Source organism: Paenibacillus sp. 2KB_20 (assembly GCF_052115765.1).
In the GTDB taxonomy this organism is placed as follows: domain Bacteria; phylum Bacillota; class Bacilli; order Paenibacillales; family Paenibacillaceae; genus Paenibacillus_AQ.
In genome coordinates, this window is sequence record NZ_JBFRHH010000007.1 from 190,850 (window position 1) to 217,732 (window position 26,883).

The 26,883-nt window shown below is 49.7% G+C and carries 23 protein-coding genes; 14 read left to right on the forward strand and 9 right to left on the reverse strand.

Annotated features, from left to right (window positions below; genetic code table 11):
- Positions 1 to 140 precede the first annotated feature (140 nt).
- From AB4124_RS19765 to AB4124_RS19785, 5 genes are all read left to right on the forward strand, one after another.
- Positions 141 to 1,094, forward strand: coding sequence for an ABC transporter permease (locus tag AB4124_RS19765; RefSeq protein ID WP_076325075.1), 954 nt, complete (start codon positions 141 to 143; stop codon positions 1,092 to 1,094).
- Positions 1,084 to 2,031 (forward strand): iron chelate uptake ABC transporter family permease subunit, encoded by a 948-nt coding sequence (locus AB4124_RS19770; protein ID WP_098747217.1) that lies wholly within the window; start codon positions 1,084 to 1,086, stop codon positions 2,029 to 2,031. Before AB4124_RS19765 ends, AB4124_RS19770 begins: the two co-directional genes overlap by 11 nt.
- The gene (locus tag AB4124_RS19775) at positions 2,028 to 2,786 is read left to right on the forward strand and encodes an iron ABC transporter ATP-binding protein (protein ID WP_076325073.1); all 759 of its coding nucleotides are present in this window, start codon (positions 2,028 to 2,030) and stop codon (positions 2,784 to 2,786) included. Before AB4124_RS19770 ends, AB4124_RS19775 begins: the two co-directional genes overlap by 4 nt.
- A gap of 200 nt (positions 2,787 to 2,986) precedes the next feature.
- The gene (locus tag AB4124_RS19780; RefSeq protein WP_441973960.1) at positions 2,987 to 3,958 is read left to right on the forward strand and encodes a siderophore ABC transporter substrate-binding protein; all 972 of its coding nucleotides are present in this window, start codon (positions 2,987 to 2,989) and stop codon (positions 3,956 to 3,958) included.
- A 176-nt stretch (positions 3,959 to 4,134) separates the two neighbouring features.
- Positions 4,135 to 5,559: an NAD-dependent succinate-semialdehyde dehydrogenase gene (locus tag AB4124_RS19785; RefSeq protein ID WP_441973961.1), complete on the forward strand. Its 1,425-nt coding sequence runs from the start codon at positions 4,135 to 4,137 to the stop codon at positions 5,557 to 5,559.
- A gap of 138 nt (positions 5,560 to 5,697) precedes the next feature.
- On the opposite strand, the gene AB4124_RS19790 is transcribed toward AB4124_RS19785, so the two are convergent.
- From AB4124_RS19790 to AB4124_RS19805, 4 genes are all read right to left on the reverse strand, one after another.
- Positions 5,698 to 6,663 (reverse strand): Gfo/Idh/MocA family protein, encoded by a 966-nt coding sequence (locus AB4124_RS19790; RefSeq protein ID WP_441973962.1) that lies wholly within the window; start codon positions 6,661 to 6,663, stop codon positions 5,698 to 5,700.
- 397 nt (positions 6,664 to 7,060) lie between these two features.
- On the reverse strand, positions 7,061 to 7,897 hold the full coding sequence (locus tag AB4124_RS19795; protein WP_379404813.1) for a carbohydrate ABC transporter permease: 837 nt from the start codon (positions 7,895 to 7,897) through the stop codon (positions 7,061 to 7,063).
- Between the two features lie 16 nt (positions 7,898 to 7,913).
- Positions 7,914 to 8,855, reverse strand: a complete 942-nt coding sequence (locus AB4124_RS19800; RefSeq protein WP_076325068.1) for a carbohydrate ABC transporter permease — start codon at positions 8,853 to 8,855, stop codon at positions 7,914 to 7,916.
- A 47-nt stretch (positions 8,856 to 8,902) separates the two neighbouring features.
- Positions 8,903 to 10,165: an ABC transporter substrate-binding protein gene (locus AB4124_RS19805; RefSeq protein WP_441973963.1), complete on the reverse strand. Its 1,263-nt coding sequence runs from the start codon at positions 10,163 to 10,165 to the stop codon at positions 8,903 to 8,905.
- Positions 10,166 to 10,596: 431 nt separating this feature from the next.
- Here AB4124_RS19805 and AB4124_RS19810 point away from each other — a divergent pair, with 431 nt between their 5' ends.
- From AB4124_RS19810 to AB4124_RS19825, 4 genes are all read left to right on the forward strand, one after another.
- Positions 10,597 to 11,799: an ROK family transcriptional regulator gene (locus AB4124_RS19810; protein ID WP_441974192.1), complete on the forward strand. Its 1,203-nt coding sequence runs from the start codon at positions 10,597 to 10,599 to the stop codon at positions 11,797 to 11,799.
- Positions 11,800 to 11,868: 69 nt separating this feature from the next.
- The gene (gene glpK, locus AB4124_RS19815; RefSeq protein ID WP_076325066.1) at positions 11,869 to 13,359 is read left to right on the forward strand and encodes a glycerol kinase GlpK; all 1,491 of its coding nucleotides are present in this window, start codon (positions 11,869 to 11,871) and stop codon (positions 13,357 to 13,359) included.
- A gap of 187 nt (positions 13,360 to 13,546) precedes the next feature.
- Entirely contained in the window at positions 13,547 to 15,277 is a 1,731-nt protein-coding gene (locus AB4124_RS19820) for a glycerol-3-phosphate dehydrogenase/oxidase (RefSeq protein ID WP_441973964.1), read from the forward strand.
- A gap of 135 nt (positions 15,278 to 15,412) precedes the next feature.
- Positions 15,413 to 16,405: an aldose 1-epimerase gene (locus tag AB4124_RS19825; RefSeq protein ID WP_339290871.1), complete on the forward strand. Its 993-nt coding sequence runs from the start codon at positions 15,413 to 15,415 to the stop codon at positions 16,403 to 16,405.
- A gap of 103 nt (positions 16,406 to 16,508) precedes the next feature.
- Here the strand turns inward: AB4124_RS19825 and AB4124_RS19830 are convergent, their stop codons facing one another.
- Entirely contained in the window at positions 16,509 to 17,285 is a 777-nt protein-coding gene (locus tag AB4124_RS19830) for a YwaF family protein (RefSeq protein ID WP_441973965.1), read from the reverse strand.
- A gap of 193 nt (positions 17,286 to 17,478) precedes the next feature.
- Between AB4124_RS19830 and AB4124_RS19835 the strand changes: the two genes are divergently transcribed.
- Positions 17,479 to 18,423 carry a hypothetical protein gene (locus AB4124_RS19835; protein ID WP_441973966.1) on the forward strand — a complete coding sequence of 315 codons (945 nt, stop codon included), beginning with the start codon at positions 17,479 to 17,481 and terminating at the stop codon, positions 18,421 to 18,423.
- A gap of 85 nt (positions 18,424 to 18,508) precedes the next feature.
- Here AB4124_RS19835 and AB4124_RS19840 read toward each other — a convergent pair whose 3' ends face one another.
- The 3 genes from AB4124_RS19840 to AB4124_RS19850 form a co-directional block, all read right to left on the reverse strand.
- On the reverse strand, positions 18,509 to 18,853 hold the full coding sequence (locus tag AB4124_RS19840) for a LytTR family transcriptional regulator DNA-binding domain-containing protein (protein WP_009590070.1): 345 nt from the start codon (positions 18,851 to 18,853) through the stop codon (positions 18,509 to 18,511).
- Positions 18,854 to 18,986: 133 nt separating this feature from the next.
- A complete protein-coding gene (locus AB4124_RS19845; RefSeq protein ID WP_441973967.1) occupies positions 18,987 to 20,171 on the reverse strand; it encodes a peptidyl-prolyl cis-trans isomerase in 1,185 nt (394 codons plus the stop codon).
- Between the two features lie 134 nt (positions 20,172 to 20,305).
- On the reverse strand, positions 20,306 to 21,376 hold the full coding sequence (locus tag AB4124_RS19850) for a permease (RefSeq protein WP_441973968.1): 1,071 nt from the start codon (positions 21,374 to 21,376) through the stop codon (positions 20,306 to 20,308).
- 294 nt (positions 21,377 to 21,670) lie between these two features.
- Between AB4124_RS19850 and selD the strand changes: the two genes are divergently transcribed.
- Positions 21,671 to 22,723: a selenide, water dikinase SelD gene (gene selD / locus AB4124_RS19855; RefSeq protein WP_076325061.1), complete on the forward strand. Its 1,053-nt coding sequence runs from the start codon at positions 21,671 to 21,673 to the stop codon at positions 22,721 to 22,723.
- Positions 22,724 to 22,762: 39 nt separating this feature from the next.
- Positions 22,763 to 23,815 carry a tRNA 2-selenouridine(34) synthase MnmH gene (mnmH, locus tag AB4124_RS19860; protein ID WP_076325060.1) on the forward strand — a complete coding sequence of 351 codons (1,053 nt, stop codon included), beginning with the start codon at positions 22,763 to 22,765 and terminating at the stop codon, positions 23,813 to 23,815.
- Positions 23,816 to 24,000: 185 nt separating this feature from the next.
- On the opposite strand, the gene AB4124_RS19865 is transcribed toward mnmH, so the two are convergent.
- Positions 24,001 to 24,645, reverse strand: a complete 645-nt coding sequence (locus AB4124_RS19865) for an SDR family oxidoreductase (RefSeq protein WP_441973969.1) — start codon at positions 24,643 to 24,645, stop codon at positions 24,001 to 24,003.
- A 180-nt stretch (positions 24,646 to 24,825) separates the two neighbouring features.
- Between AB4124_RS19865 and AB4124_RS19870 the strand changes: the two genes are divergently transcribed.
- Entirely contained in the window at positions 24,826 to 25,515 is a 690-nt protein-coding gene (locus tag AB4124_RS19870) for a phosphatase PAP2 family protein (RefSeq protein ID WP_076325058.1), read from the forward strand.
- A 107-nt stretch (positions 25,516 to 25,622) separates the two neighbouring features.
- Positions 25,623 to 26,681 carry an FUSC family protein gene (locus AB4124_RS19875; RefSeq protein WP_076325057.1) on the forward strand — a complete coding sequence of 353 codons (1,059 nt, stop codon included), beginning with the start codon at positions 25,623 to 25,625 and terminating at the stop codon, positions 26,679 to 26,681.
- Positions 26,682 to 26,883: the final 202 nt, after the last annotated feature.

Genomic DNA, 26,883 nt, shown 5'->3' on the forward strand with positions numbered 1-26,883 from the left:
TCTCAATTACACTTGTCGAGCCAGAATGAGGATGATATAATGCATATCAGAGCGCGATTGATAATCAATCTCAATGAGAATGGCGTTGGAAATTGCGAGATCCCGGATATTTTAGAGACATACGCATAGAAGGAAGAGCCATGAAGATTAGATACTTATTTGCAGCCGTTGTGGTACTCTCGATAATCTCATTATTTATTGGAGTTAAAGATATCTCTCCACTGCAACTGTTCTCGATGACAGAACAACAACAGCATATTATGCTTGTAAGCCGGATTCCTAGGCTTGTCAGTCTTATATTGGCGGGTGTCAGCATGAGTATCTGCGGATTGATCATGCAGCAGCTCAGCCGCAATAAGTTTGTATCGCCGACCACGGCAGGTACGATGGACTCTGCCAGACTGGGGATTTTGGTAGCCATGCTCGTCTTCACGACAAGCGGTCCGCTTATCAAAATGCTCGTGGCATTTGTATTCGCTCTGGCAGGAACCTTTATCTTCATGAAGATACTGGATCGGATTAAGTTCAAGGATGCGATCTTCATCCCGCTCGTAGGGCTGATGTTTGGTAATATCGTGAGTTCGATAGCCACCTTCTTTGCATACAAATATGATCTTATTCAGAATATGTCCGCATGGCTTCAGGGTGATTTTTCCATGATCATGAAGGGCCAGTATGAAATGCTCTATATTAGTATCCCGCTTTTGATTCTGGCGTATCTGTTCGCCAACAAGTTTACGGTGGCCGGAATGGGAGAGGAGTTTGCAACCAACCTGGGTCTTCACTACCGGAGAGTTGTGAATCTGGGATTGGTCATCGTGGCGCTGGTTACGGCATCTGTTGTGCTGACGGTCGGCGTGATTCCGTTTCTTGGTCTGATCATACCTAATATTGTCAGTTTGTACTTAGGAGACCACTTGAAAAAAAGCCTTTCGCATACCGCGCTTCTGGGGGCCGGGTTCGTACTGTTCTGTGACATCCTGGGCCGGATCATTATTTATCCCTATGAAATTCCGATTAGTCTAACCGTGGGCGTACTCGGAAGCGGTATATTCATTTTCTTACTGATGAGGAGAAAGGCTTATGACTTATAAAGCCAAACTCGGCCTGTTGGCCGCAGCGGCAATCATCCTGGTGGCAGTCTTTCTGTTCATTGATCTTGGCGGCAATTGGGATTACGCGCTTCCAAGAAGAATCAAGAAGGTGCTTGCCATCATTCTGACCGGCGGAGCGATCGCTCTGTCTACCACGGTGTTTCAAACGGTCACGAATAACCGGATACTGACGCCAAGCGTTATGGGATTAGATTCCTTATATGTACTGATCCAGACCACCGTCATCTTCGTCTTCGGATCCTTCACGCTGTACAAACTGGGCAGCAATGTTAACTTTCTGATCAACGTCGGCGGGATGATCCTATTCGCCGGAGTCTTATATAAGATTCTGTTCAAAAGGGAAGGAAACAACATTTACTTCCTGCTGCTGATCGGCATGATTTTTGGAACCCTGTTCTCGAGCATGTCTTCTTTTATGGAAGTGTTGATTGACCCGAACGAGTTCCAGTTTGTGGCCGACAAAATGTTTGCCAGCTTTAATAATGTGAAGACCGAGCTTCTGGTCCTGTCGGTCATTGTCGTTGTGCTGACCTTGCTGTACTTTGCCCGATTTGCCAAGTACCTGAACGTGCTGGCGCTTGGCCGTGAGCAGGCGATCAACCTCGGCGTGAATTATGATTATGTTGTGAAGCGGCTTCTGATTGTGGTTGCCGTTCTGATCTCGGTGGCTACCGCTTTGGTAGGGCCGATCACATTCCTCGGGCTCCTGGTTGTCAATGTTGCGTACGAAGTTATGAAGACGTACAGGCATTCGTATTTAATTGCAGCATCCATACTGATTAGCATTATTGCGCTGGTCGGCGGACAATTGGTTGTAGAGCGGGTATTTACCTTCTCAACAACGCTTAGCGTCATTATCAACTTCATCGGCGGTGTCTACTTCATATACCTGCTACTAAAGGAGAGTAAAGCATGATCCAGGTTACGAACGTATCGAAAGTCTATGGCGGCAAAAAAGTCGTTGATAACGTGTCGGTTACGATCCCGAAAGGTCAAATTACGTCCTTTATCGGCCCGAACGGTGCCGGCAAGAGTACATTGCTGTCCATGATTAGCAGATTAACAGGCAAGGACAGCGGACAAATTACGGTGGACGGTAAAGAGGTTAGTCAATGGAAGAGCGGCGATCTGGCAAAGAAGGTTTCGATCCTGAAACAATCCAACCATATCAGTCTCCGTCTGACGGTGCGTGAGCTTGTATCCTTCGGTCGTTTTCCTTACTCTCAGGGCAGATTGAACGCGGAAGACGAGAAATACGTCGATGAGGCGATCTCTTATATGGAGCTAGGGGATATGCAGCATAAATATCTTCATCAGCTCAGCGGCGGTCAGACCCAGCGCGCCTACATTGCGATGGTCATCGCCCAGAATACAGAGTATATCCTGCTGGATGAGCCTCTGAACAATCTGGACATGAAACACTCCGTACAGATTATGAAGATTCTCAGAAAGCTTGTCGCTGATCTGAACAAAACGATTGTCATCGTGATTCATGACATCAACTTCGCTTCTTTCTACTCCGATTACATCGTGGCATTGAAGGATGGAGCCATTGAAAGCGAAGGGAAGACCGAGAACATCATTCAGAGCAATGTGCTTCGCGGAATCTATGACATGGACATTGAAATCGAAGAGATTAATGACAATCGGGTATGCGTCTACTACGGCTAAGCGACATGGTAGTAGAGAGTAGAGGATAAGGATTCTGGGGGAACAGAAGCACGGAATCCTTAATCATAGACAAGGACAGGGCTGCCTTGGATACAGGACGGCATGGTTTAGTCTGTTCAAATCGAATTACATATTCAACCATAAATTCAAATATATGTTGAATTATAGTAGCTTTTAAATATAAAAATGGGGTGTAAACAATGAAAAAATGGTTAGCTTTATTTATGGTAGCAATGTTCACGCTTGTACTTGCGGCTTGTGGTCAAGATAATAAAACAAGCGGCGCAGGCGGCGGAGATGCAGCTGGAGATACACCGGCTGCAACCGATGAAATCACGATTACCCATCAACTGGGCGATACACTTGTTAAGAAGAATCCTTCCCGCGTCGTTGTTTTCGATTTTGGTATTCTGGACTCTGTCGATAAACTGGGCGTTGAGGTTCTGGGCGTACCCCAAGCGAATGTCCCGGCCTACCTGTCCAAATTCGAAGACAAGAAATATGAGAATGTGGGCAGCTTGAAAGAGCCAGACTTCGAGAAAATCAACAGCATTAAACCGGATCTGATCATCATTTCCGGCAGACAGCAAGATGCGTATGATGAACTCAGCAAAATTGCCCCAACCATCTTCCTGGGTGTGGATACAAGCAAATACATGGAATCCTTTAAAGCAAACATGAACACGCTGGGTCAAATCTTTGGTAAAGAAGCAGAAGTTGAAAAAGAGCTTGCTACAATTGACGAGAACATCAAAGCTTTGAATGAGAAAGCTACAGCAACCGGCAAGAAGGCATTGATCATCCTGGCTAACGAAGGCAAAATCAGTGCATACGGACCAGGTTCCCGCTTCGGCATTCTGCATGACGTGTTCGGTTTCGGAGCTGTAGATCCTAACATCGAAGTCAGCACACATGGTAAAGACATTTCGAATGAGTACATCGTTGAGATGAACCCGGATTATCTCTTTGTTGTCGATCGTGGTGCAGCGGTTGCCACAGGCGAAGGGGATTCAGGCGCTAAAGCGGTCGTTGAGAACGAGCTTGTGAATACAACGAACGCGGCGAAAGAGGGCAACATCGTTTACTTGAATCCGGATTTCTGGTATCTTTCCGGTGGCGGCCTGACGTCCGTATCCGAAATGATCACGGAAGTAGACGCAGCGATTAAATAAGATATTGAAGCCGTTATGAATATAGAAAACACTGGAGCTTTCACATGAGCTCCGGTGTTTTATTTTTTTGCATTAGGGTAAGTGGATAACGGATAATAAGAAGGACAAATCGTGACCTAGAAGATGATGATCAATAGACACTTGCAGCCTGAAGAGACGATGAGGAGGTCTTTACTATGTTTCGAAATAAAATCTATATTGCTGGACAATGGATTCAGACCGAAGAACAGATGGATGTATATAATCCGGCGGATGGCAAGGTGATAGGTACCGTGTCCAAGGCTGGCAAGAAGGAAGCAGCCCTGGCCGTCGATGCGGCAGCCGATGCTTTTCCGGCGTGGTCCCGCAGGACGGCGAATGAGCGTGGGGAATTGCTGCGCCGCTGGCATCAACTCATAGCGGAGCATACGGATGAATTGGCGCGGATTATGACCACAGAGCAGGGGAAACCGCTGAAGGAAGCAGCAGGCGAGATACAATATGCCAACAGCTTTGTGGCTTGGTATGCGGAGGAAGGCAAACGAATCTACGGCGAGACCATACCCGGATCATCCAGCCGCCAACGCATCATCGTAACGAAGCAGCCCGTTGGCGTCGTAGCAGCGATTACGCCGTGGAACTTTCCGGCATCCATGATTACCCGTAAGGTGGCGCCCGCTTTAGCCGCAGGATGCACGGTGGTGATCAAGCCATCCGGTGAGACGCCATTCACGGCCATCAAGCTGGTAGAGCTTGCCGATCAGGCTGGTATTCCTGCCGGGGTCATTAACATCGTAACTGGATCTTCAAGCGACATTTCCAGCGTGTGGCAGGCGGACAGCCGTGTAAGAAAGCTGTCTTTTACAGGATCAACCGAGGTGGGGAAACAGCTGATGGCCGGAGCTGCCGCTAACGTCAAGAAAATATCGCTGGAGCTTGGCGGTCATGCGCCGTTTATTGTGACGGATCAGGCTGACCTGAACCAAGCGGCTGCCGGATTAATCTCCTCTAAATTCCGCAATGGGGGACAAACCTGCGTGTGTGCCAACCGGGTATATGTTCAGGAAGGCATTGCGCAGGCGTTTGCCGCGAAGTTTGCTGAGCTTGTCAAGCAATTGAAGGTAGGAAATGGACTGGAGAACGGCGTCGATATTGGTCCTTTGATTAACCGGGACGCTGTGGATAAAGTCGTAAGACAGATCAAGGACGCGGAAGAGAAGGGCGGCGTCATTCTGGCAGGAGGTCAAGCATTATCTGAGCTGGGTCGCAATTATGTTGAGCCGACGGTCATCATGAACGCAACCGATGACATGGAGTGTATGAATGAGGAAACCTTCGGCCCCCTTGCGCCGATTACCACTTTCCGGACGATAGACGAAGCGGTGCAGCGAGCCAATAACAGTCCTTATGGCTTAGCCGCCTATGTATTCACGCAGAATCTAGGCGAAGCGGTCAACATTGCGGAATCGCTGGACTACGGGATTGTGGGCGTGAATGATCCCGTACCTTCGACGGCGCAAGCACCATTCGGCGGATTCAAAGAGAGTGGACTGGGCCGGGAAGGCGGGCACTACGGAATGGATGAGTTCCTGGAGGTGAAGTATATTTCGCTTGGTTTATAAGAGCGGGGCGAGTATATCTCTGCACAAGAATGCGAAACGGGTGGATTGACAAGCATATATGTTACTGTGCTACTCCATGCCAATTCAAAATTAAGGGGCATGCTCAAAGTTTTCAGACCATGAGCATGCCCCATATTATTATGCTTGTAGGATAACGGGTTTTCCAGTTTCCGCAGATTCATTGGCCGCGAGCGTCACTTCCAGCGTCTTGAAGCCGTCTTCATAAGATGCCAGCACAAGGCTTGGGTCGTTGTTACGAATGGCGTCGATCAAGGCGTTGGTAAGATTTTTGTAGAAGTCCGTTTTGCTCCGATAAACGATCTCTTTCTCCTTCTCTACAATGGAGAGCGTGGTTCCGTCCAGAACGACGCGGAAGTCGCGGCCCATGATCTCGATTCCGCTGCGGTGATCGAACTGGATAAATCCAGTTTGCATATGGCCGACGGCTCCGGAATCCAACACGAATTGGATGGCGCCCACATCCGGAATATCGAGGTCCGGGATGTCGTCTACTACCAGCAGCAGCTTCATATCAGCATACAGGCGGGTGATATCGCCGCACAGGTAGCGAACCAAGTCCATGGTGTGCGTTGATTGCTCAACTAGCTGTCCGCCGGATAATTCCTTTTTGCGCCACCAAGGAGTTGGTACAGGTGTTGTAATGTAGTGGGCGCGAACCATGCCGATTTTTTTGTCCTTGAGAAAGTCTTTGGCAATCGCAACCGTGTCCAGGTACCGCAGACAGTAGCCGGAAGCTGCAATGATTCCGCTTTCAGCAATGACCTTGGCTTTGTGGCGGACGGACTGGGCGTCCAGTCCCAGCGGCTTCTCCACCATGAGGTGAATGCCCTTTGCGGCTGCCTGTTCTTCGATATCCCCATGGCAAAATGGTGGAATGCACACATACAGCACATCCAGATGCTCTTGCTCCAGCATCGTGCTGCCGTCCGTATAGTAAGCTGTGCCGTACAGTTCGGCCTGCTGCTGCGCTAACGTTTCATTGGTATCGCATATTGCAGCCAGCTGAACGTGTTCGTTCCCGTGAAGGTTTTTGATATGGACAGCGCCCATGCCTCCCGCTCCAAGCACGCCTGCTTTAATCATAGATTGCCTCACTCCTGATCGTATAAGATGTTGGTTACATATTCCGGTAACTCGATTACTTACACGTGATTATAGCCCCGCTATCCATATTATTCAAGCACTCATTTGAACCTAGATTGACGGATGCGCAATGATAAAAAGCACAGAAGACCTTCTCAAATACCACGAGTACGCCTTCTGTGCCGCTGCTTCGAATGAAGCATAGGCCTCTGTGCGCCATGTCTGTCCTCTAACTCTGCTGCGCTTCCTCCATCCGGACGGCAATACCGGCAAGTTTAACGCCCGGCATCGAAGCATAGGCGGTACCATGGGTTCTTCCCATGGTACTTGCTCCAATAACTAACCCTGTAACATTTCCGTCCACTCTTTTTTCTGCATGGTTCGTGCTTTCCGAGTTCTATCCCTTAATCCCGTTCATGGCAATGCCTTCAATGAAGTAACGCTGAAGGAAGATAAACAGAATGATGATGGGAAGGGTAGCCATTAGGGCGCCTGCCATCAGCAGCGGGTAATCGGTGGAATGTTGTCCCTGGAAGCTGGAAATCCCGATCGAAAGCACGCGCATCTCCTCAGAGCTTGTCATGATGAGCGGCCACAGAAGATCGTTCCATGAGGCTAATATGGTGAAGATCGCCAGGGAGACGAGAGCCGCCTTGGATAAAGGCAAGTAAATATTCCAGTAAATCCGGAAGTAACTGCAGCCGTCAATTTTGGCGGCTTCCTCCAGATCCTTCGGCAGTGTCATAAAGAACTGTCTCAGTAAGAATGTACCGAAGGCGCTGAATATGCCGGGTACGATCAGCACATAGAATGTGTCCAGCCAATTGAACTCGCGCATGATGACAAAGCTCGGAATCATAACGACCTGGGAGGGGACCATCAACACGGCCAAGAGCGCGAGAAAGATGGCGTTCTTGAAAGGGAATCTCAAGCTGGCAAATGCATAGGCTGCAAGGGAGCACAGAATGAGTTGGCCAGCCGTCCGTCCCACCGTCACGATTATGGTGTTCAAGTAATAGGTACCGAAGTCGATGGTTTGGATGACCCGCAGGTAGTTGTCCGGGTGCCATTCCACAGGCAGCCATTTGGGCGGAACGGACATGGAGTCCGCAAAGGACTTGAAGGATGTGGATATCATCCACAGAAACGGCATAATCATGAGCAGCGCCCCGACAGCTAACAGGATGTGGACCGCTAGACGGCTTGCTTTTCCCGTATTGGTTGAAGTATTCACATCTACACACCTCCTGTTATTGGTAGTGGACCCAGCGCTTCTGAATATACATCTGGACCATGGTGATGATCAGAATAACGATAAAGAGAATGAAGGCCTGCGCTGAAGCGTAACCCATGTTGAAGTATTTGAAGCCATCTTCCCAGATGCTGTACACAACCGTTCGGGTGGATTCCAGCATCGTGGTCTGTTGATCCATCATGATGAAGATCAGGTCAAACACCTGGAACGAATTGATGAAGGACATGACCAAGACAAAGAACAAGCTAGGCGTGAGCAGAGGAAGTGTAATTCGGAAAAACTTATACAGCGTCCCCGCTCCGTCAAGCGAAGCCGCTTCATAATAGCTGCCGGAGATGCCCTGCAGACCGGACAGCAGAATGACGGCATTGTATCCGATGCTGCTCCAGACACTGACAAGCACGATGGAGAACAAGGCGAATCGCTCATCGAACAGCCAGTTGGGCTGCGGAAGGTTCATGACGCCCAGCACATGGTTGATCAATCCGAATTCGGAGTTGTATAACCATTTCCATACCATGCCGACCGCGATCGGCATGGTGATCACGGGAATGAAATAGAGGGTGCGGTAGAAGACCATGCCTTTGATCTTCTGGTTCAAGAGCACGGCCAGCACCGTTGCGAGTGCAACGGATAATGGCACCGTACCGACCGTATACAGCATCGTGTTGAGCAAGGAACCGGTGAATTTGTCGTCCTTCATCAAATTTGCGAAGTTATCGAATCCGATGAATTGAGGTGAAGTTAATCCATCCCACGATGTAAACGACAGGAACAGAGATGCTGCGGAAGGTGCCATATAGAACAGACCGAGGCCCAGCACAACAGGAAGAATGAAGATATACCCCCAGACAGCTTCGTGTACGGCAAGTTTCCCAACTTTTCGCTTGGTTGTTGTTTTAGGAGGTTCTGTGGTCACGGTGATGGGAGAGCTCACAGGCTGCACCGTCCTTTCTTAATTTCCGTATTGGGCGTGGCCGCTTGTCATTTCGTTTCTGTCGCAAGGATCGCATTCATCTGTTCGCCGGCATTTTTCAGTGCTTCTTCAAACGATTTCTTTCCGAGGAAAGCCGCCTGAATTTCCTTGACTTCAGCGTCTTGCCACTCTGCCGTTTTCTGGGATACGGGATAAGGTACGGCGAACTCCAGGCTGTCCACGAACACCTGTAGATCAAGAGAAGGGATGGACTTCAGCCAGCCGCCCTCCGTGCCTTTGTATGCAGGCATCGAGAATCCAGATTCGGCGAGTAATTCCTGACCTTCCTTGCCGGAAAGAATCTGAATCAGCTCCCAGGATTCCTGCTCGACCTTCGTCTTGCCGTTGATGGCCCAGCTGAGTCCATGAACGATCGATGCCTTTTCCTTGCCGGCAGGAAGTTCAGCGACACCGAGTTTATCGCCGAGAAGCTTGTACAACTCGGGGGAGTTAACCGAAATCCCCGGGAACATAGCGGCCTTGCCGGAGCCGAACAATTGGCGGGACTTCGTTTCAAGCTGCTGCTGGGCGCTTGGGGAATAACCCTTTTCAATCAAGCTCTGCTCCCACTGGAAGGCCGATAGCGCTTCAGGTGTATCGAATCCAGATGATTTCTTATCGTCCGAGATGACGTATCCGCCCGCTTGAGCAATGAAGTTGTAGTATCCGATCTGGCTGTCGATCGGCGCGATGAAGCCATAAATGCCGTTCGATTTATCCGTCAGCTTGGCTGCGTTCTCCTCGACGGTTTGCCAGGTCCAGCTCTTGTCGGGATAAGGCAGACCTGCTTGGTCAAACAATTCTTTATTGTAAAAAAGTCCAACGGAATCCTGGAAGTAAGGGAGTCCGTGAAGTTTACCCTGATAGGTGTACATATCGACGAGCGCTTCGGTATAAACCGAGGTGTTCAGACCGCTTTGCTCAATTAGGGGAGACAGGTCTTTGATCAGACCGGAGGAGGCATAGGAATGAAAGTTAGGACCGTTCATCCAGTAGACGTCAGGACCGCTGTTGCCGGCGAGGCTGGTTTTCAGCTTGGTCCAATAATCGGCCCATGGGGTGTAAGTCACTTTCACTTCAACATTCGGGTGCTTCTCATTGAAAATTTTAATGGACTTGTCCAGCGTGTCCCGCACATTTTCGTCCCATAGAGCGACGCTGATGACCTTCTTGCCGTTTTCTCCTCCAGAGGCATTGCCGCCTCCGCAAGCAGACAGTAACGCGGTGAACACGAATAATACCGAAATCAGGACAGACATTCTTTTTTTCATCAGATAACCCTCCTTGAATTCACATGGTTTTTGATCAAGCGTGGTTGGTCGTACGGTTTGTTCGAAGTGAAGCGGACCCCATATGCGCCCCCTTTATGTAAGTGATGTAAAAAGCAATAGTTATTCCATAAGTCGAAAAAAGTTAACATCGATATGCTATCTTTCTTGACAGAACAACCAGCTTCTATTGCGAAAGATTATATAATCCCCTCGATTATTTTTCAAGACAGCGATTTCAAATCCATTTAAATTCTTTTTTTCACAATATGAGAGAATCAGCATGAGATCTAACGTTACATCTTATTTCGAGTAATGGAATAAGTTTTTATTCAGTTCTGGAACATGTTATAGTGATTCTATCCTCATTTTTCCGATACAGAAAGTCGCACTATGCGAAGAAACGATAGAGAGGTTGAGCTTGCTTGAACAATATGAAAAAAGGTGACCATAAGCTGATTCAGGCATTAAACCGGTCCAGGGTGCTGAACAAGATCCGCACAGAGGGACCCATATCCAGAATCGATCTGGCCAAAAAAAACAAGCTGAGTCCCTCCACGGTCGCCTCAGCCGTACAGGAACTCATCAAGGAAGGCTACGTTTCCGAGATTGGAACGGGCTCCTCCAGCGGAGGGAGAAAACCCATTCTGCTTAAATTCAATCCGGATAATCATCATTTGTTCGCTGTAGCGATAACGAATTCGGTTATGATGCTGGCCCGCATGAATCTGGAGGCGAAGGTGCTCCAGAAGGAAACGCATCCTCTAGCCGGACTCCAAGGAGAAGCCGTTATCGAGCGGCTGCTGAGCCTGATGGACAATTTCATGACAGGCCAAGAAGACTTAGAGCGGTGTGTCGGGATTTCCGTTACCGTGCCGGGTATTGTGAGTGATAGTCAGGGCATGGTGCACTATAACACGAAACTTCGCATGACCGATGTTCCGTTGAAACGGATTATTGAAGAACGCTATGGACTGCGCACCTGGGTGGAGAACGATATGAATTCCGTTGTACTGGCTGAACGCCGATTTGGCGATTACGCATTTGCGAACCTGATTTATATCTCCATTGGCGACGGGCTTGGTTCCGGTATTTTAATTAACGATCATCTCCTAAGGGGCAAGCATGGCGGTGCCGGCGAATTCGGGCATACGAGCGTAAACCGCAGCGGCATCCGCTGCGAATGCGGCAATGTAGGCTGCCTCGACAGTTACATCAGCTGGATGGCCGTGTATTCGCGAATTATAACGGCAATTGCAACGGGGAGACCGACGCTAATCCAGGAGCTCAGCGGGGGAGATTACAGTAAAATTGTTCCGTCCGTATTCAAGGAAGCTCTTCGCAGAGGGGACAGGCTGGCGAGGGATCTGAATGAGGAAGTGGCGGAGCTTCTGGGAGCAGCCATCGTCAATCTGGTCAATATGTTTAATCCCGAAGCGCTAATCCTGGGCGGGGAAATGGCGCATGGAAATCCGAATTTGTTGGAAATGGTCCGCAGCTATATAGACCGGCATGCGCTGCCGATTCTGAAGGAGGACATGGTATTCGGTTTGGCCTCCCTTGGCGAGGAAGACAAGTTAATGGGTGCGGCCTCAGTCCTGCTGCAGGACTTGCTAGGTTTCTCGCTTACGGAATAATGGATTTGACAACGTTTCCACCTGCACGTTATCTTTGGTTAAATGCATATGCGGAAGGGGAGAAGTTGATTGGAGCAGTACATTCTGGCGCTTGACCAAGGAACAACAAGCTCGCGGGCGATCCTGTTCAACAAGGAAGGAGAAATCGTACACTCGGCTCATAAGGAGTTTCCGCAGTATTTTCCCAAGCCGGGCTGGGTGGAGCAGAATGCCAATGAAATATGGGGCTCCATTCTTGCGGTCATCGCGACATGCTTATCCGAAGCGGGCGTGAAGGCGGATCAGATTGCCGGAATCGGAATTACGAATCAGCGGGAGACGGCCGTGGTTTGGGATCGGAATAGTGGCGAACCGATATACCACGCCATTGTCTGGCAATCCCGCCAGACGGCGGGCATCTGCGAGGAGCTGATTGCCGCCGGACATGACGGGATGGTTCGGGAGAAGACCGGACTTTTGATTGATCCTTATTTCTCGGGAACGAAGATCAAATGGATCCTCGATCATGTAGACGGTGCCCGTGAGCGGGCCGAGCGCGGAGACATTATATTCGGAACCATCGATACCTGGCTGATCTGGAAGCTGTCCGGAGGCCAGGCGCACGTGACCGATTATTCCAACGCATCGCGAACGATGCTCTACAACATTCATGAATTGAAATGGGATGAGGAGCTCCTGCAACTCCTAGATATCCCCATGGCCATGCTGCCCGAAGTCAGGCCTTCTTCCGAGGTATATTCCAATACCGTTTCCTATCATTTCTTCGGTCGCGAGGTTCCAATTGCCGGAGCAGCCGGCGATCAGCAGGCGGCGCTATTTGGGCAGACCTGCTTCTCGGAAGGCATGGTGAAGACGACCTACGGAACCGGCAGCTTTATGCTAATGAACACCGGCGACCAGCCCGTAAAATCCGAGCATGGGCTGATCACCACGATCGCCTGGGGACTGGATGGCGGCGTACAGTATGCGCTTGAGGGCAGTGTGTTCGTGGCCGGCTCGGCGATCCAGTGGCTGCGCGACGGTCTTCGGATGTTCCGCGAGGCGAAGGACAGTGAGCCCTATGCGCGTCGGGTCAACTCAACAGATGGCGTGTACGTGGTGCCAGCTTTTGTCGGACTCGGCAGTCCATACTGGAACAGCGATGTCCGGGGGGCCGTATTCGGCCTGACGCGAGGCACGTCGAAGGAGCATTTCATCCGTGCAACCCTGGAGTCGCTTGCGTATCAAACTCGGGATGTCCTATCCGTGATGGAAGAAGATTCCGGCTATGGCATCACATCCCTGCGGGTGGATGGAGGGGCTGTATCCAACACGTTTCTCATGGAATTCCAAAGCGACATCCTGAATGTTCCGGTGGAACAGCCGAACATTACGGAGACAACGGCACTCGGTGCCGCTTACCTGGCGGGGCTCGCTGTCGGCTTCTGGAAGGATCAGGAGGAAATCTGCAGCAAATGGAGCATGGGGCAAAGCTTCAAGCCAACCATGGAGGAAGACGTAAGGGAGCAATTATACAGCGGCTGGAAAAAAGCCGTTTATGCGGCAATGGCTTTTCATTAGCATTTTCTATGGTATAATGATCATTAAGTGAATACATGTCTGGAGACTTGGAGAGACCACTAGGCGCGGAATACCTCATGATATGGGGTTTGTTACTGCGCGTTTCGTGGTCTCTTTTTTGCTGTCTTTTTGCATTGGAGGTAACGATAGATAAAAACAGGGTAAATCATACTGGGAGGGATTCATTGTGAAGCAGGTACAGTCGTTTTCAAGTTTGGAGCGCAGGCATCGATTTCAAGAAATTGCAGAGGCAACCTTTGATCTGATCGTAATCGGCGGAGGCATAACCGGTGCGGGGATTGCGCTGGATGCGGTCACCCGCGGGATGTCGGTTTTGTTGGTAGAAATGCAGGATTTTGCCGCAGGAACGAGCAGCCGTTCGACCAAGCTGGTGCATGGCGGACTGCGGTACTTGAAGCAGTTTGAAGTTGGCATGGTGGCCGAAGTTGGCAAAGAACGGGCTGTTGTGTATGAGAATGGGCCGCATGTTACCACGCCGGAGTGGATGCTCCTGCCGATACACCGGGGTGGCACCTTTGGGAGGTTCAGCACCTCTATCGGGCTGATGGTGTATGATTTCCTGGCCGGCGTAAAGCGGGGAGAACGGCGTTCCATGCTGTCTGCATCCGAGACACTGAAGCGGGAGCCGCTTCTGAAGCAGGAGGGTCTTAAGGGCGGTGGTTATTATGTGGAATATCGGACGGACGATGCCAGGCTGACGCTGGAGGTCATGAAGGAGGCAGCCGCCAGAGGGGCGGTTCTGTTCAATTACGCGAAGGCCGAATCGTTGAATTATGATGCGAATGGACGAATCATCGGTATCACCGTGCGGGATATGCTGGGTGGCGGGACCAAGTCCGTAACCGGAGCCAAAATCGTAAATGCCGCAGGGCCCTGGGTGGATCAGGTGCGCGAAATGGATAAGTCCAAGAAGGGGAAAATGCTTCAGCTGACCAAAGGGGTTCATCTGGTCATCGATCAATCCAAGTTTCCGCTTCGTCAAGCGGTGTACTTCGATACACCTGACGGCCGAATGGTGTTTGCTATTCCCCGCGACGGGAAGACCTACGTAGGCACCACCGACACGGTCTACAAGGCCGATCCCGTACGTCCCTTGATCACGGTGGAGGACCGGGATTATATATTGAAAGCCATTCATTACATGTTCCCTGGCGTGAAGCTAAACCCGGCAGACGTTGAATCGGGATGGGCGGGAATCCGGCCCCTGATTCTGGAGGAAGGCAAAAGCCCGTCCGAAATTTCACGAAAGGATGAAATTTGGGAGTCCCCGTCTGGCCTGATTACCATTGCCGGAGGGAAGCTGACCGGCTATCGCAAAATGGCCGGCACCGTCGTCGACCTGGTTGCGAGACGGATCCAAGAAAGCGGCGGGAAAGTGTATGGTGCCTGCGTAACGAAGAATCTGCCTATTTCCGGCGGTGAGGTTGGCGGCTCGGCCCAATTCCCTGATTTTGTCCGCAAGCAGGCGGAGATCGGCGCCGCGCAAGGAATTGACCGTAAGCTCGCCGAGCAGTGGGCGCGAACGTACGGCTCCAACGTGTCGGAATTGTTCCGCTTGGCCAAGGAGGGCTCCGAACAGGCGGAAGCAGCGGCGCTTCCGGTATCGGTGCTGGTTCCTCTGATGTATGCGATTCAGCATGAGATGGCAGCGAAGCCGGCCGACTTTTTTATCCGTCGCACGGGTTCCCTATTATTTCATATCGATTGGACGAGAAAATGGAAGCTGCCTGTGATCGATTATATGGCTACGGTACTGGGTTGGAGCGAGCAGCAGACACTCGAATACACGAAGGAACTGGATGAGGAGTTGGTCTCGGCCACACAGCCTGCAGCAAGCGATCAATCGGCCCCGGCTCCAATATTGCAAAACTCCTCTAAAACGAAACTTACGTCTTAACCGGCATGTAATTTTAAACAAACGGGGGGAGGGGGGAGCGGATGACTCTGATGACTATCCCTCCTCAAATATAGAAGTTAAGGGCATTGGTATGATAATCTATATACGTTCACACTTGAAAGGAGAGATGACCCGATGAACCACCAAGCGTATGAAGGATCATATCACGGAGAGCGCGCGGTTTGGCTCCAGCACGGCCCTTACGAAGCGGCGATATTGCCCGAAATCGGAGGCAATCTCATCGCTTTTAGGGATAACGAAAGCGGTTACCGGTTCCTCCGCGAACCGGAAGCAGGCGAGATGGAAGCATTCAAATCCAATCCGGGCGTTCACGGCATTCCTGTTCTCTTTCCGCCTAACCGTTATGAGGACGGCCGGTTTCCATGGAATGGACAAACCTATCAGTTCCCAATCAATGAAGAAGAGACGGGCAACCACCTCCATGGCTTTTTACATACGATTCCCTGGAGTGTGGAGGAGTATGGCAGCAGCGAGGCTGAAAGCTACGTGGTAGTTTCGGTCACCATTGATGAGAATCATCCCGTGTATGCCATGCTTCCGCACCAGTTCACCTTCCGGCTTCGCTACACGCTGAATCAGGATGGATTGGCCCAGCATGTGTTTATCCGTAATCTGGGTACCGGCAGCATGCCGTGCCTACTAGCCTTCCACACGGCGATCAACGCTCCGTTTGCACCCGGGAGCACGGCGGATGACTGCGTCGTGAGAATTACCATGGGCGAGCGGTGGGAAATGAGTGAGCGGATGCTGCCGACTGGCAAGTTCCAGACTCTGACGCCAGAAGAAGAACTGCTTCGGACAAGCGGCGTAAATCCTTATTTCGATTCGATGGACAACCATTACACGGCCGTTCCGCAAAATGGCAGAAACCGCATGGAATTGACGGATACCAAGCTTGGTAAAACGTTCGTTTATGATGTCGGCAATTCGTATAAGCAGTGGATGGTATGGAACAACAAGGCATCCCGGAAGTTCTTCTGTCCCGAGCCACAGATCAATCTGGTGAATGCACCGAACGTGGACTTGCCGGCTGACGATATCGGCTTGTTCGGTTTGGCTCCGGGCGAAATTTGGGAAGCAACCTCCAGGCTGTATCTTAAGGATTAAGGATTAGTCTAGGCTTTTCCCTGAAAAAAAGCGTATGGATTGCCGCACCCGAATACACAGGGCGTTTACAATCCATACGCTTTATATTTATAGGACTCCTTCTTCAACTGCCAGCCGAAGAAAAAGGGGTTTGTTCTTGTTTACGGCGGCGACTGCGTTTCAAGCGATCCGGAATGACAAAAAAGGCGGCATACATAAGGATAAACAGCGCGAGTGCGATGAGCTCCTCAACGAGGATGTATACGGGATGCGGTCCCAGCAGGTCTAGCAGCGAAGCCGTGTCCGGCTTGTGCATCAGGAACATATAATTCGAGCCGACAGCGAGGTTGACCAGACCGACAACGACTGCGGATACGTTCAGGAAGACCATCGTCCAGGCAATGGATTTCCAGGTTGGACGGTATCCTCGAACCCATGTCATGTACAACGCCGTCAATATGATCGCGATATGGACAACGAAGAAATGAAAGAACCGGAAGTGGGGAAAAGGGTAACCCAGATTGGGGGTTAATATAGCTTGCAAGGCCCCTCCAATTCCGGCAAAGTAAACTAACGGATATAGACGGCGTTCATCCGTAAGCAGGATGGCGATGGAGAGAAACAGGGTCAAACTGCACAATTCCAATGGAAGCGAAGTGGCAGGGTCCCATATTCCCGTTGACGCATACCAGATATGAAGGGAGGCTTCGGGTAACGAAAGTGCAGCAAGCAGCCCCCATCTCACGGTCTTGTGTAAAGAAGGCTTGGAGGCGATTGTAGTCCTGAACAGGTACAACAGCGAGCCAAGGGCGATAAATACCATAATGGCTATCCAATGTTCAATGGAGAAAGCAGTAAAAACTTTCGGATATTTCGGATCAAAATAGGGACTGATGCGCAATCATCCTCTCTATGTTCATAAGCCTTTAATTTGATATTACCATAATATGGGGCAAGTTAGGGGTAGGATCATACCATTGCATCCCTATCGATCCTCAGGTACAACCAGACCAGAATACATACATTTAAGTAGGTAAGCAAGGTGAAAATCATACCGTTATAGATTATGACGATGGAAGAGAGGTGTATTGATTGTGAGTAAACGACAGGGAACCAAACGTTATGCATTTCTCCTGCTTAGCTTAGTGCTGATCTTCAGCTTAAGCGGGCTTGTTCTTCCCGGAGAGGTCGAAGCAGCCAGCTCGAAGTACAAAAAGTTTTTCGATATCAGTAAAAAGGGCGCTCCTATTCCTGGTTACTCCGGGACCAAGGAGTGGATTCCGCAAGGACTGGCTCTCGTTCCGAGCAAGAACTGGATTATTATCTCGCATTATTGGGGCAATAAGGACAACAATCAAGCCAGCAGCATCTCGATTACAAGCAGCAAAACCAGCAAACGTATCAAAACACTCTATTTGTATGAGAGCGGCAGCAAAAAGCATACCGGGCATGTCGGAGGGCTTGCGGTTAGCAAAAATCATCTGTGGGTAGCGTCCGGCAAAAATGTGTACAAAATTCCGCTGAGTACAATTAGCAGCAAGAAAGATTACAGCAATATTGTCATGACTCCATATGCGCTCGGCCATAAAGCATCCTATGCCACGTATTCAGACGGCATTCTATGGATTGGCGAATATATGGATGGTGAGGATCAAGGAGGCAAACAGTGTGCGCCGGGACCTAAGGGCAAACTGCGAGGTTATCCATTGACCTCCAGCGACGGTTTCCCGTCGAATCGGAAGGCGACCTATATATGGATTACACCTGACCGTATACAAGGGGCGGTCGTGACGAAATCACGCGTTGTGTACAGCCAATCCTGCGGCCGCAACAATGCAAGCAAATTGCTCATATATACTCGTGGAGCAAAGGGAAAGGCTGCGGCTACGCCGCTGACGATGCCTCCGATGTCCGAGAATATTGCGATGAGGGGTAATGATCTGTACGTTCTGTTTGAATCCGGTGCACGGAAGTACAGAAACGGTGCAATGCCGCTGAAGCATCTGTACATCGTCAATGCTAAAAAACTGAAGCTTTAACCCTGTAAACCAAAAGATCCCGCTTCCGGTTAACGGATACGGGATCTTCTGTGTTTGACGCCTGATACTGAAGAGAGCGCTGCTCTCAAACAGGCTGTTTTACTTCAGCGACAAGGCGCTTGAGTGACTCTTGCTTCCATCTCGGAATCCGAAGATGTTTGGCAGAAGGTGCCTTCTCCCCAAAGTAAACGATGCCTTGTTCTACCGTCGTGATTTTGTCTACGTTAACGTAGCAGTTTCCGCCGACATGATAGAACTGTTTACCGGAGAGCAGGGATGCGATTTTTTCGGCAGTCATTCTCTTTTTAATGTTATAGTTTCTGCCGTGAAAGCTGACCAAACCGTGCGATCCGGTTTTAAAGAACAGAATGTCTGTCTCCACCACGAAGTCCTCATACATGTTGCGGGATTCCGATACGTGCTTCATCATTCTGCTTCCCCCTTTTCCAAGATCAACATTTGATAACGCTTACATTCTAACATGTTTTCCCTGGGGTTTAAAGAACTTTTTATTTCGAATTAAAAAAAGCCCATACCTCAAGGGTAGGGGCTTGGACTAATATTTATGGTGCAGCAGGTGCTTCCGGTGTTTCCTTTGCAGGATCTGCTGGCGTTTTAGCCGGTGTTTCTTCCAGCGTATTGGTGATGGTTGCTTTATCCTTCAGTTCTTGAATATAAGCCGTGGATTCGGAATAAACCTTCTGGTTCTCAAGCTGACTGCGAATTTCTTCCTTCTTATCTTCCAGGGTAGGGTTCGTGGCTGCTTTACGATCGGTAACCTTGATGATGTGGTAACCGAAGGAGCTCTTCACAGGCTCGCTGATCTCTCCCTTCTTCAATTTGAACGCTGCTTCTTCAAATGCAGGGTCCATCTGGCCGCGTCCGAAGAAGTCCAGGTCGCCGCCGGTTTCCTTCGTAGCATCTTGGTTCTTCTCTTTGGCAATCGCTGCAAAGTCGGCGCCTTCCTTCAGCTGCTTCTCGATGGCTTCGGCTTCTTCCTTGGTCTCGACCAGGATGTGGGATGCGCGAACTTGCTCAGGCGTAGCGAAGCTTTCTTTGTTTTGGTCGTAAATTTCTTTAATTTCTTCATCGGTGACTTTGATTTTGTCGGCCATCAGTTTTTTGAGCTCGACCTGGGTTTTGGTTTGCTCTTTCAGGTCATCGAGCGTCATGCCGCTTTGCTGAAGGGCACTATTGAATTGATCCTCGGACGGGAAACTTCCCTTCAAGGTATCCACTTCTTTATTGACGTCAGCATCGGTCACCGTAATGGATTTCTTCTTCAACTCCTGCTGAATCAATTCCTCTGTGATCATGGAATTGAGTGTTTGTTTACCGCCTGCGCTGACAAGCTCGTTGTATAGATTATCCTTGGTAATGTTAACGTCATTGACTTTAGCTATAGCTTCATTGCCGGATCCCTTGGCAAACGGAGGGACAATCAGGACGACGATTAACGCTGCCGCCAATACCAGCGAAGCGATCATCCAACCTTTGCTTCCGTTGCCGCCGCCACCTGCAGGGGACTGTTCATCGTTAAGCGGTTGATCCCCTGCTGGATGCATGAGTGCAGGCTGTTCGTTCTCATCCTTGTGAAGCTCGATCGACTCAGGATAGGTTGAATCTATTCTTTCTTCTTCATTAGACAAGCTGCCCGGATCTTGTTGGTTATTCTCTTTCTCTTGGGCTTGTCCTAGTTCATCCTCGGGTTGCCCCGGATGGTTTGGCTGCAAATCGTTATCTTTCATTTAATGATTGACTCCCTTCGACTGCATGTAATAATGAGTTGGTTCATTCTTTAATCACTTTACCAGATAAGCCAAGGGTTTACCTTAAGAAAAAATAAAAATTGTAAAGATAATCGAAAAAGTTGGAGCTGGGCCTACAGGATCAGCATTCCCGCTATACCGCATATAATTCCAAGCAGGATCACGGCAGCAACAACAAACCACATGACGTTCCTCGGGAATGAGCGTCTCACCATGAGAAGAGATGGAAGACTGATGGCCGGCAGGGTCAGAAGCAGCGCTGCGGCCGGGCCCCCTCCGAGGCCCGCGGCCATAAAGGCCTGAATGATCGGGATTTCCGCTGCGGTTGGAATGACAAACAGCATTCCCATCACGGAGAAGAAAATGACGGCCAGCAGCGTGTTTCCAGCAGCAGCTCCCAAATGAGGGAACATCCACACTTGCAGGGCGCCAAGGAGAAGCACAGCGATAAAATAAGCCGGTACCACCCGAATAATCATATGACCGATGCTGGCGAACCAGCGTTTCCACAGTGGACGTTCATCGAGTTGTTCAGTGCTCTCTGGCGCGTCAATCTCTACTGGATTCGCCTCTTTGGCAAAGCGGTTAGCCAGATAACTGACGCCAAAGGTCAGAATGATGCCGAAGATCAAACGCAGCGCGGTGAATTTCCATGACAAAACAAACGTCATAAACACGAGTGTCGCCGGATTGATGGTCGGGTTACCGATCCAGAACGCGAGGGCGGAGCCTACGGACACCTTTTTCTTGCGCAGACCGATCGCGATCGGTGCTGCGCAGCAGGAACACATCATGCCCGGAATGGAGGCGATTCCTCCAATCGCCGTGCTGCCGAAGGTGGTTTTGCCAAGTACGCGGAGCAGCCACTGGGAGGGCAGCAGCGACTGGATCAAGGTCCCGAGCAGGATACCGAGCACCGCCGCTTTCCAAACTGCTTTAAAATACGTGACCGCATATTCCCAGGCTGCTTGCCAAGATGGCGCGGCATTGCCCGGGTCCAGGCCTAATATGGAAGAGCCAATGCTGTGCTCCATAATAGCTTTGAGCGCTTTATCGTAATAAGGCCACCATTTTACGTAGGTTAGCCCTGTTGCTGCAATGATGATGAAGATGGTGATGAACCAGATGGTTCTTCTGCGATCCGAATGATCAAAGGCCATTCTGCCGTCGCTTGAGTGATTCATGATCTATATTCCCCCGATGCGTTGTGAAATGATTTACATATCCAATCAATTAGTATATCACATTGTGGAAGAACGAAGGAAGATATTCCCGGTAATTGCAAGAAATAGGAAGACCATTAGACTTGGAGCAGCCGATTTCTTATAATATAGATATTGTGTGTGATCACAAGTGTTAGTAAACGGACAAATATCAGATTATCCCCGGGGTAGATGAGACGTTTTTTATGCATCCACGCCGGGGTTGTTGCATGTGTTTTGTTAAAATTAACTCTTAAGACGAAGGGAAGACCCGTTATGAGTCAATCGGAGAAAATAAAATTAACCTCGTATTCCTCTAAAGGAGGATGCGGATGCAAGATCGGACCTGCGGACCTGGCACAGGTCATTCGCAAGCTCCCGCAAGCCGAGCCGAATCCCAATTTATTGGTTGGTTTGGATACAAGTGATGATGCTGGCGTATACCGCCTCACGGATGAGTTGGCTATGGTTCAGACCGTCGATTTTTTTACGCCGATTGTGGATGATCCCTATGATTTTGGACAAGTGGCTGCAGCGAATGCCATCAGCGATATTTATGCCATGGGAGGCAAGCCGTTGACTGCCTTGAATATCGTGGCATTTCCGATCTCAACGCTGGACAAGCAGGTATTGACGGATATTTTGAGAGGCGCGGGGGATAAATTGAAGGAAGCGGGGGTAACCCTGGTTGGCGGGCACTCCATCGATGATAAAGAACCAAAATTCGGCCTTGCCGTTACAGGTACTGTCCATCCGGACAGAGTAAGGACCAATGCCGGTGCTAAGCCAGGCGATGCATTGATTTTGACCAAGCCAATCGGCGTGGGTATCCTGACGAGTTCCATCAAGAAAGATCTGTTAAGCGATGAGGAGATTCGCCGAGTTACCGCCGTGATGGCGGCATTGAACAAAACGGCAGCCGAGCTCATGGAACCTTATGAGGTGCATGCGTGCACGGATGTGACTGGTTTCGGTCTCCTTGGCCATGCGCTTGAAATGGCGAAAGGAAGCGGCACGGGGATCCGAATTTCTAAACCTTCTGTTCCCATTCTGGAGCGGGTTCGAGAGATGGCCGATGGTGGTGTTATTCCAGGCGGTACAAAAAACAACTATGATCACGTGAAGGACGACGTGGATTTCCCGGACAGCATGGACCAGATTGATAAGTGGATATTGTGCGATGCCGTTACTTCAGGAGGACTCCTCATTGCGGTTGATGGCTCGCAGGCCGATCAGCTTCTGTCAGAGCTTCGCCATGCAGGTCTGGAAGCAGGAAGAATCGGTGAGGTCGTGGATAACCATCCGAATCGCATTGTCGTTGAGTTATAAAGGGAATCGGGTTTTGTATCAATAAAGGAGCGAACAGACATGTTTCAAGACATCACCGTAAAAGAATTAATGGAACTGCAAAGCAAGAAGAAGATTACTTTGATTGATGTCCGTTCCCCTTCGGAGTACAGGGATTCCACCATTCCGGGAAGTCTGAACATTCCGGTCTTCAATGATGAAGAACGGGCGGAGATCGGGACGATTTATAAACAGGTGAGCGTGGATGCGGCTAAAGAGCGTGGACTTGCCATTATGTCGGCCAAGCTCCCGAGCTTTGTAAAGCAATTCAAGGAGATCGAAGGGGATAAGGCGGTCTATTGCTGGCGGGGCGGCATGCGCAGCCGGACCGCCGCAACCGTTCTCTCTTTAATGGATATCCATGTCAACCGGATTACGGGCGGGATTAAGGCTTACCGGAAGTATGTGCTGGATACGCTGGAGCATAAGAGTCTGGACGCAGAAGCATTTGTCCTTCATGGATTGACAGGCACAGGCAAGACCGCAGTGCTTAAACAGCTTCAGCAGGAAGGCTACCCGGTCGTGGATCTGGAAGGGCTGGCAGGACATCGCGGCTCGATCTTTGGACATATCGGTCTCCAGGCGAATAATCAGAAGACGTTTGATTCGGGATTGGTTGAGCGGCTGAAGCAACTGGAATCTGCGCCGTATTTGTTATTTGAGGCGGAGAGCAAACGGATCGGCAAAATTGCCGTTCCCGATTTCCTGATGAAGAAGAAGGAGTCGGGGGTAGCCATCGTGTTGGAACTGCCGATGGCGGAACGTGTTCGCCAGATCCTGGAGGATTACAACCCTGCCGCTTTTAAAGAGCAATATTTGGCGGCCTTTCAATTAATCAAAAACAGGATCCACACACCTATCGCCGCGGAAATCGGCAAGTCGTTGGAAGAGGGTCGATTTGCTCAGGGAATACAGCTGCTGCTCGAGCATTATTATGATCCCAAGTATAATCACTCTTTCAGTCAATATGAGGGAAGCACGCCTATCGTTGTCGCGGTGGACCGGGTGGAAGAAGCTGTGGATGCGGTAAAAGATATATTGCGGAATCAAATGCTGCAGAAGACAGGCGCGTAAGATAACAAAACAAAAGCTAATTTGACGAAGCAATTCACGATCTATGCGCTGCGTTGGCATGGACTGCCTTTATTGTGAGCTGGTTATATTATTCAACCAGAACTGAAAGATCGCCCCTGAAGTATGAGCGGATACAACCGTACCGCTTATACTAAGGGGCGATTTTTTTGGCAAAGGCATTCTCTTTAAATGGAGGATAAAGCTTCGGATATAGGAGTATCTCCTGAAATCAAATCGAAGGAACGACGGAAGGTATTTTCTTCATCCAAAGATAACAGAATCGTTCGTGCTACATCCTCGCGCGGAATTGATCCGCCCTGGATATCCACCGCAGCGGTAATACGACCGGTACCGGGTCTATTTGTAAGTCCTCCTGGACGAATGATGGTGTACGTGAGGCTGCTCTGACGAAGCATGCGATCCGCGTAATGCTTGGCGGCATAATACGGTTTGATCTCCTCATTCCAAAATTCCCGATGATGGGCTTGAAGCGCACTTACCATCACAAAACGCGAAACAGATGCCTGCTCGGCGGCTTCGATCATTTTTGCGGCTCCGTCCAGATCGATTAACAGGGTTTTGTCGTATCCGGTAGCTCCGCCTGAGCCGGCAGCGAATACCACCGCCTGGCAATTCTTCGCCGCATCAGCAAGCTCCTCGACCGATCCTTCCAAGTTCGCAAGAACACATTCTATTCCGGCAGCTTGATATGGGGCGGCCTGTTCCTCTTTTCGTACCATTGCTCTCACGGTATATCTTTCATGGTCTTGCAACAGATGTGTAAGCTGTTTGCCGATTTGGCCGTTGGCACCGACAACGAGAATCTTCATGTGGACATGCTCCTTTACGGTAAAAATTTCCTTGAAAGAGTAATCATTGCGACTTTGACATAGACTACGGGATATTTCATGTATATCCCAAATGTACTTTCCTTTATCTCGGGAAAATGATATTATCTTGTTTTCACCAATGGACACGGGTTCGAAACAAAGGCAAAGGAGAAAAGAGAGTTGAGCGGACAGAAGCTACACCCGACTTCAGGAAGACAACGCTGGATTTTTCTCATATCGATGATCAGCCTCATAGGATTTGTCACGCTGGCAGCTTTGGTAAAGCGGCAAGGCCTGGAAACGTTTGACATGGCGATCATAACAACGGTACAAGCCTGGGAGCAGCCGCTTATCACGGATATCGCCATCGGGCTGTCGTTTATAGGTTCTATCGGACCGGTGATTATGTTATGTCTGATTGTAATCGCCGTGCTATATTGGGTACTGGGGCACCGCGTGGAGATCCTTCTCCTTATTGTGGTCGTCTTCGGTTCATCTATTCTGAATGTATTATTAAAATGGGTCTTTCAACGGGCAAGGCCTGACATCCACCGCTTAATTGAAATTACGGGATATAGTTATCCCAGCGGACATTCCATGGCTGCCTTCTCGTTCTACAGCGTGCTCGCATACTTGCTGTGGAGACATATCGACAGCAGGGCGGGGAGAGGGACTTTAATATCCATCTCCGTCGTCATGATTCTGGGCATCGGACTAAGCAGAGTCTATCTTGGGGTCCATTATCCAAGCGATATTCTTGGCGGATATTTGGCTGCTTGCGCTTGGCTTGGATTTCTGGTCCGATCTTACGAGAAGAGGATGGGGAAGCGGGCCAACCCGGAAGATAGGATTGGATCAGAAACTGCATAACATTGGAAGCGCAAGGGTAATTCATGTAATAGCGGTTCAAACGGAGGAGTATGTATCATGGTGTGTATCCATAGATGTGAAATTGGGTTCGGTAAGGAGGGCTGTCTGTGGCGTTTGGAGCAAGAATGTTCAAAACCGGCTTAGCCGTGACGCTGGCTCTTTATTTAGCCATGCTCTTTGACTTTAAATCCCCTGTTGTTGCCGCCATAGCCGCGATTTTTGCGATGCAGCCATCCATATACAGGTCGTGGAGATATTTCCTGGACCAGCTGCAGACCAGTACGCTCGGTGCGATTCTGGCGATGCTCGGAGGATACTTTTTATCGAATCAGCCTATTTCCGTCGGTTTGGTGTGTGTTTTAGTGATTATGATTTGTATGAAGCTGAATATGGGTGAGACCATCGGACTTACGCTCGTCACGGTAATATCTGTGATGGAAGCTTCAGGTCAATGGGATTTTGCACTCAATCGCTTTATTCTGACGATTATCGGTATCATATCTGCATTTCTTATCAATATTCTTGTGTTTCCCCCGAAACCCAAGGAACAGTACATCACGCGGATTCATATTGTATTTGGCAAAATGTCACTTCTGCTGCGCACGGCCATCTCTCATGAAATGAAGGATTCGGTGTATCGTGCGGAGAAGAAGGAGCTGGAATCGGCGATCAAATCGTTGTCCGACAAATACAATTTGTTTGAGGAAGAGCAGAGGAAGCTAAAGCGGGCCAAGTACAGTCAAGCAAGGCAGCTAGTGGTGTATAAGCAACTGCTCCAATCCCTTCGTAAGGGGTATGAAGTGCTGGATGCGGTGGAGAACCACTATTTTCAGGCGGAACGATCCGAAGAAATCGACGAGAAGTTTGATCATAATCTAGAGCGGTTAATGAAGTACCATGAGCATATCTTGTGGAAATTCGAAGATAAACTGAAACCGAATGAGGACGAAGCTGAGACTATGGCGGAGAACAATGAAGCGTTTATGGAGCAGGTGATGTGCGGGCCAGGCGCCAATGCCGGGGGGCTTCGGCTGTCAGTGGTGGCTGCCTCCATGTATGATTACGGATATCAGCTTGACCGGCTGAACCGTGTGGCGGATCATATCAGCCGCGTTGCGGATGATAAAGAGCAGGATGAAGCTTTGTTCTCGTGGCTGCGTAAATAAGTGACGTTCACCATGAGGGTGCCGATCAAGATGCCATATTTGATCGGCTGTTTTCATGCACCAGGATTTATGATGATTTCTCTTGGCAGTGAGCTTTGGGAATGGTATTGTATATAAACGCAAAAAAAACCGCCCGGTGGGTCGGTTCTGGAATTCGATGTTGAATTATACGGGGCTCATTGTTATAATTAGCAATGATTTG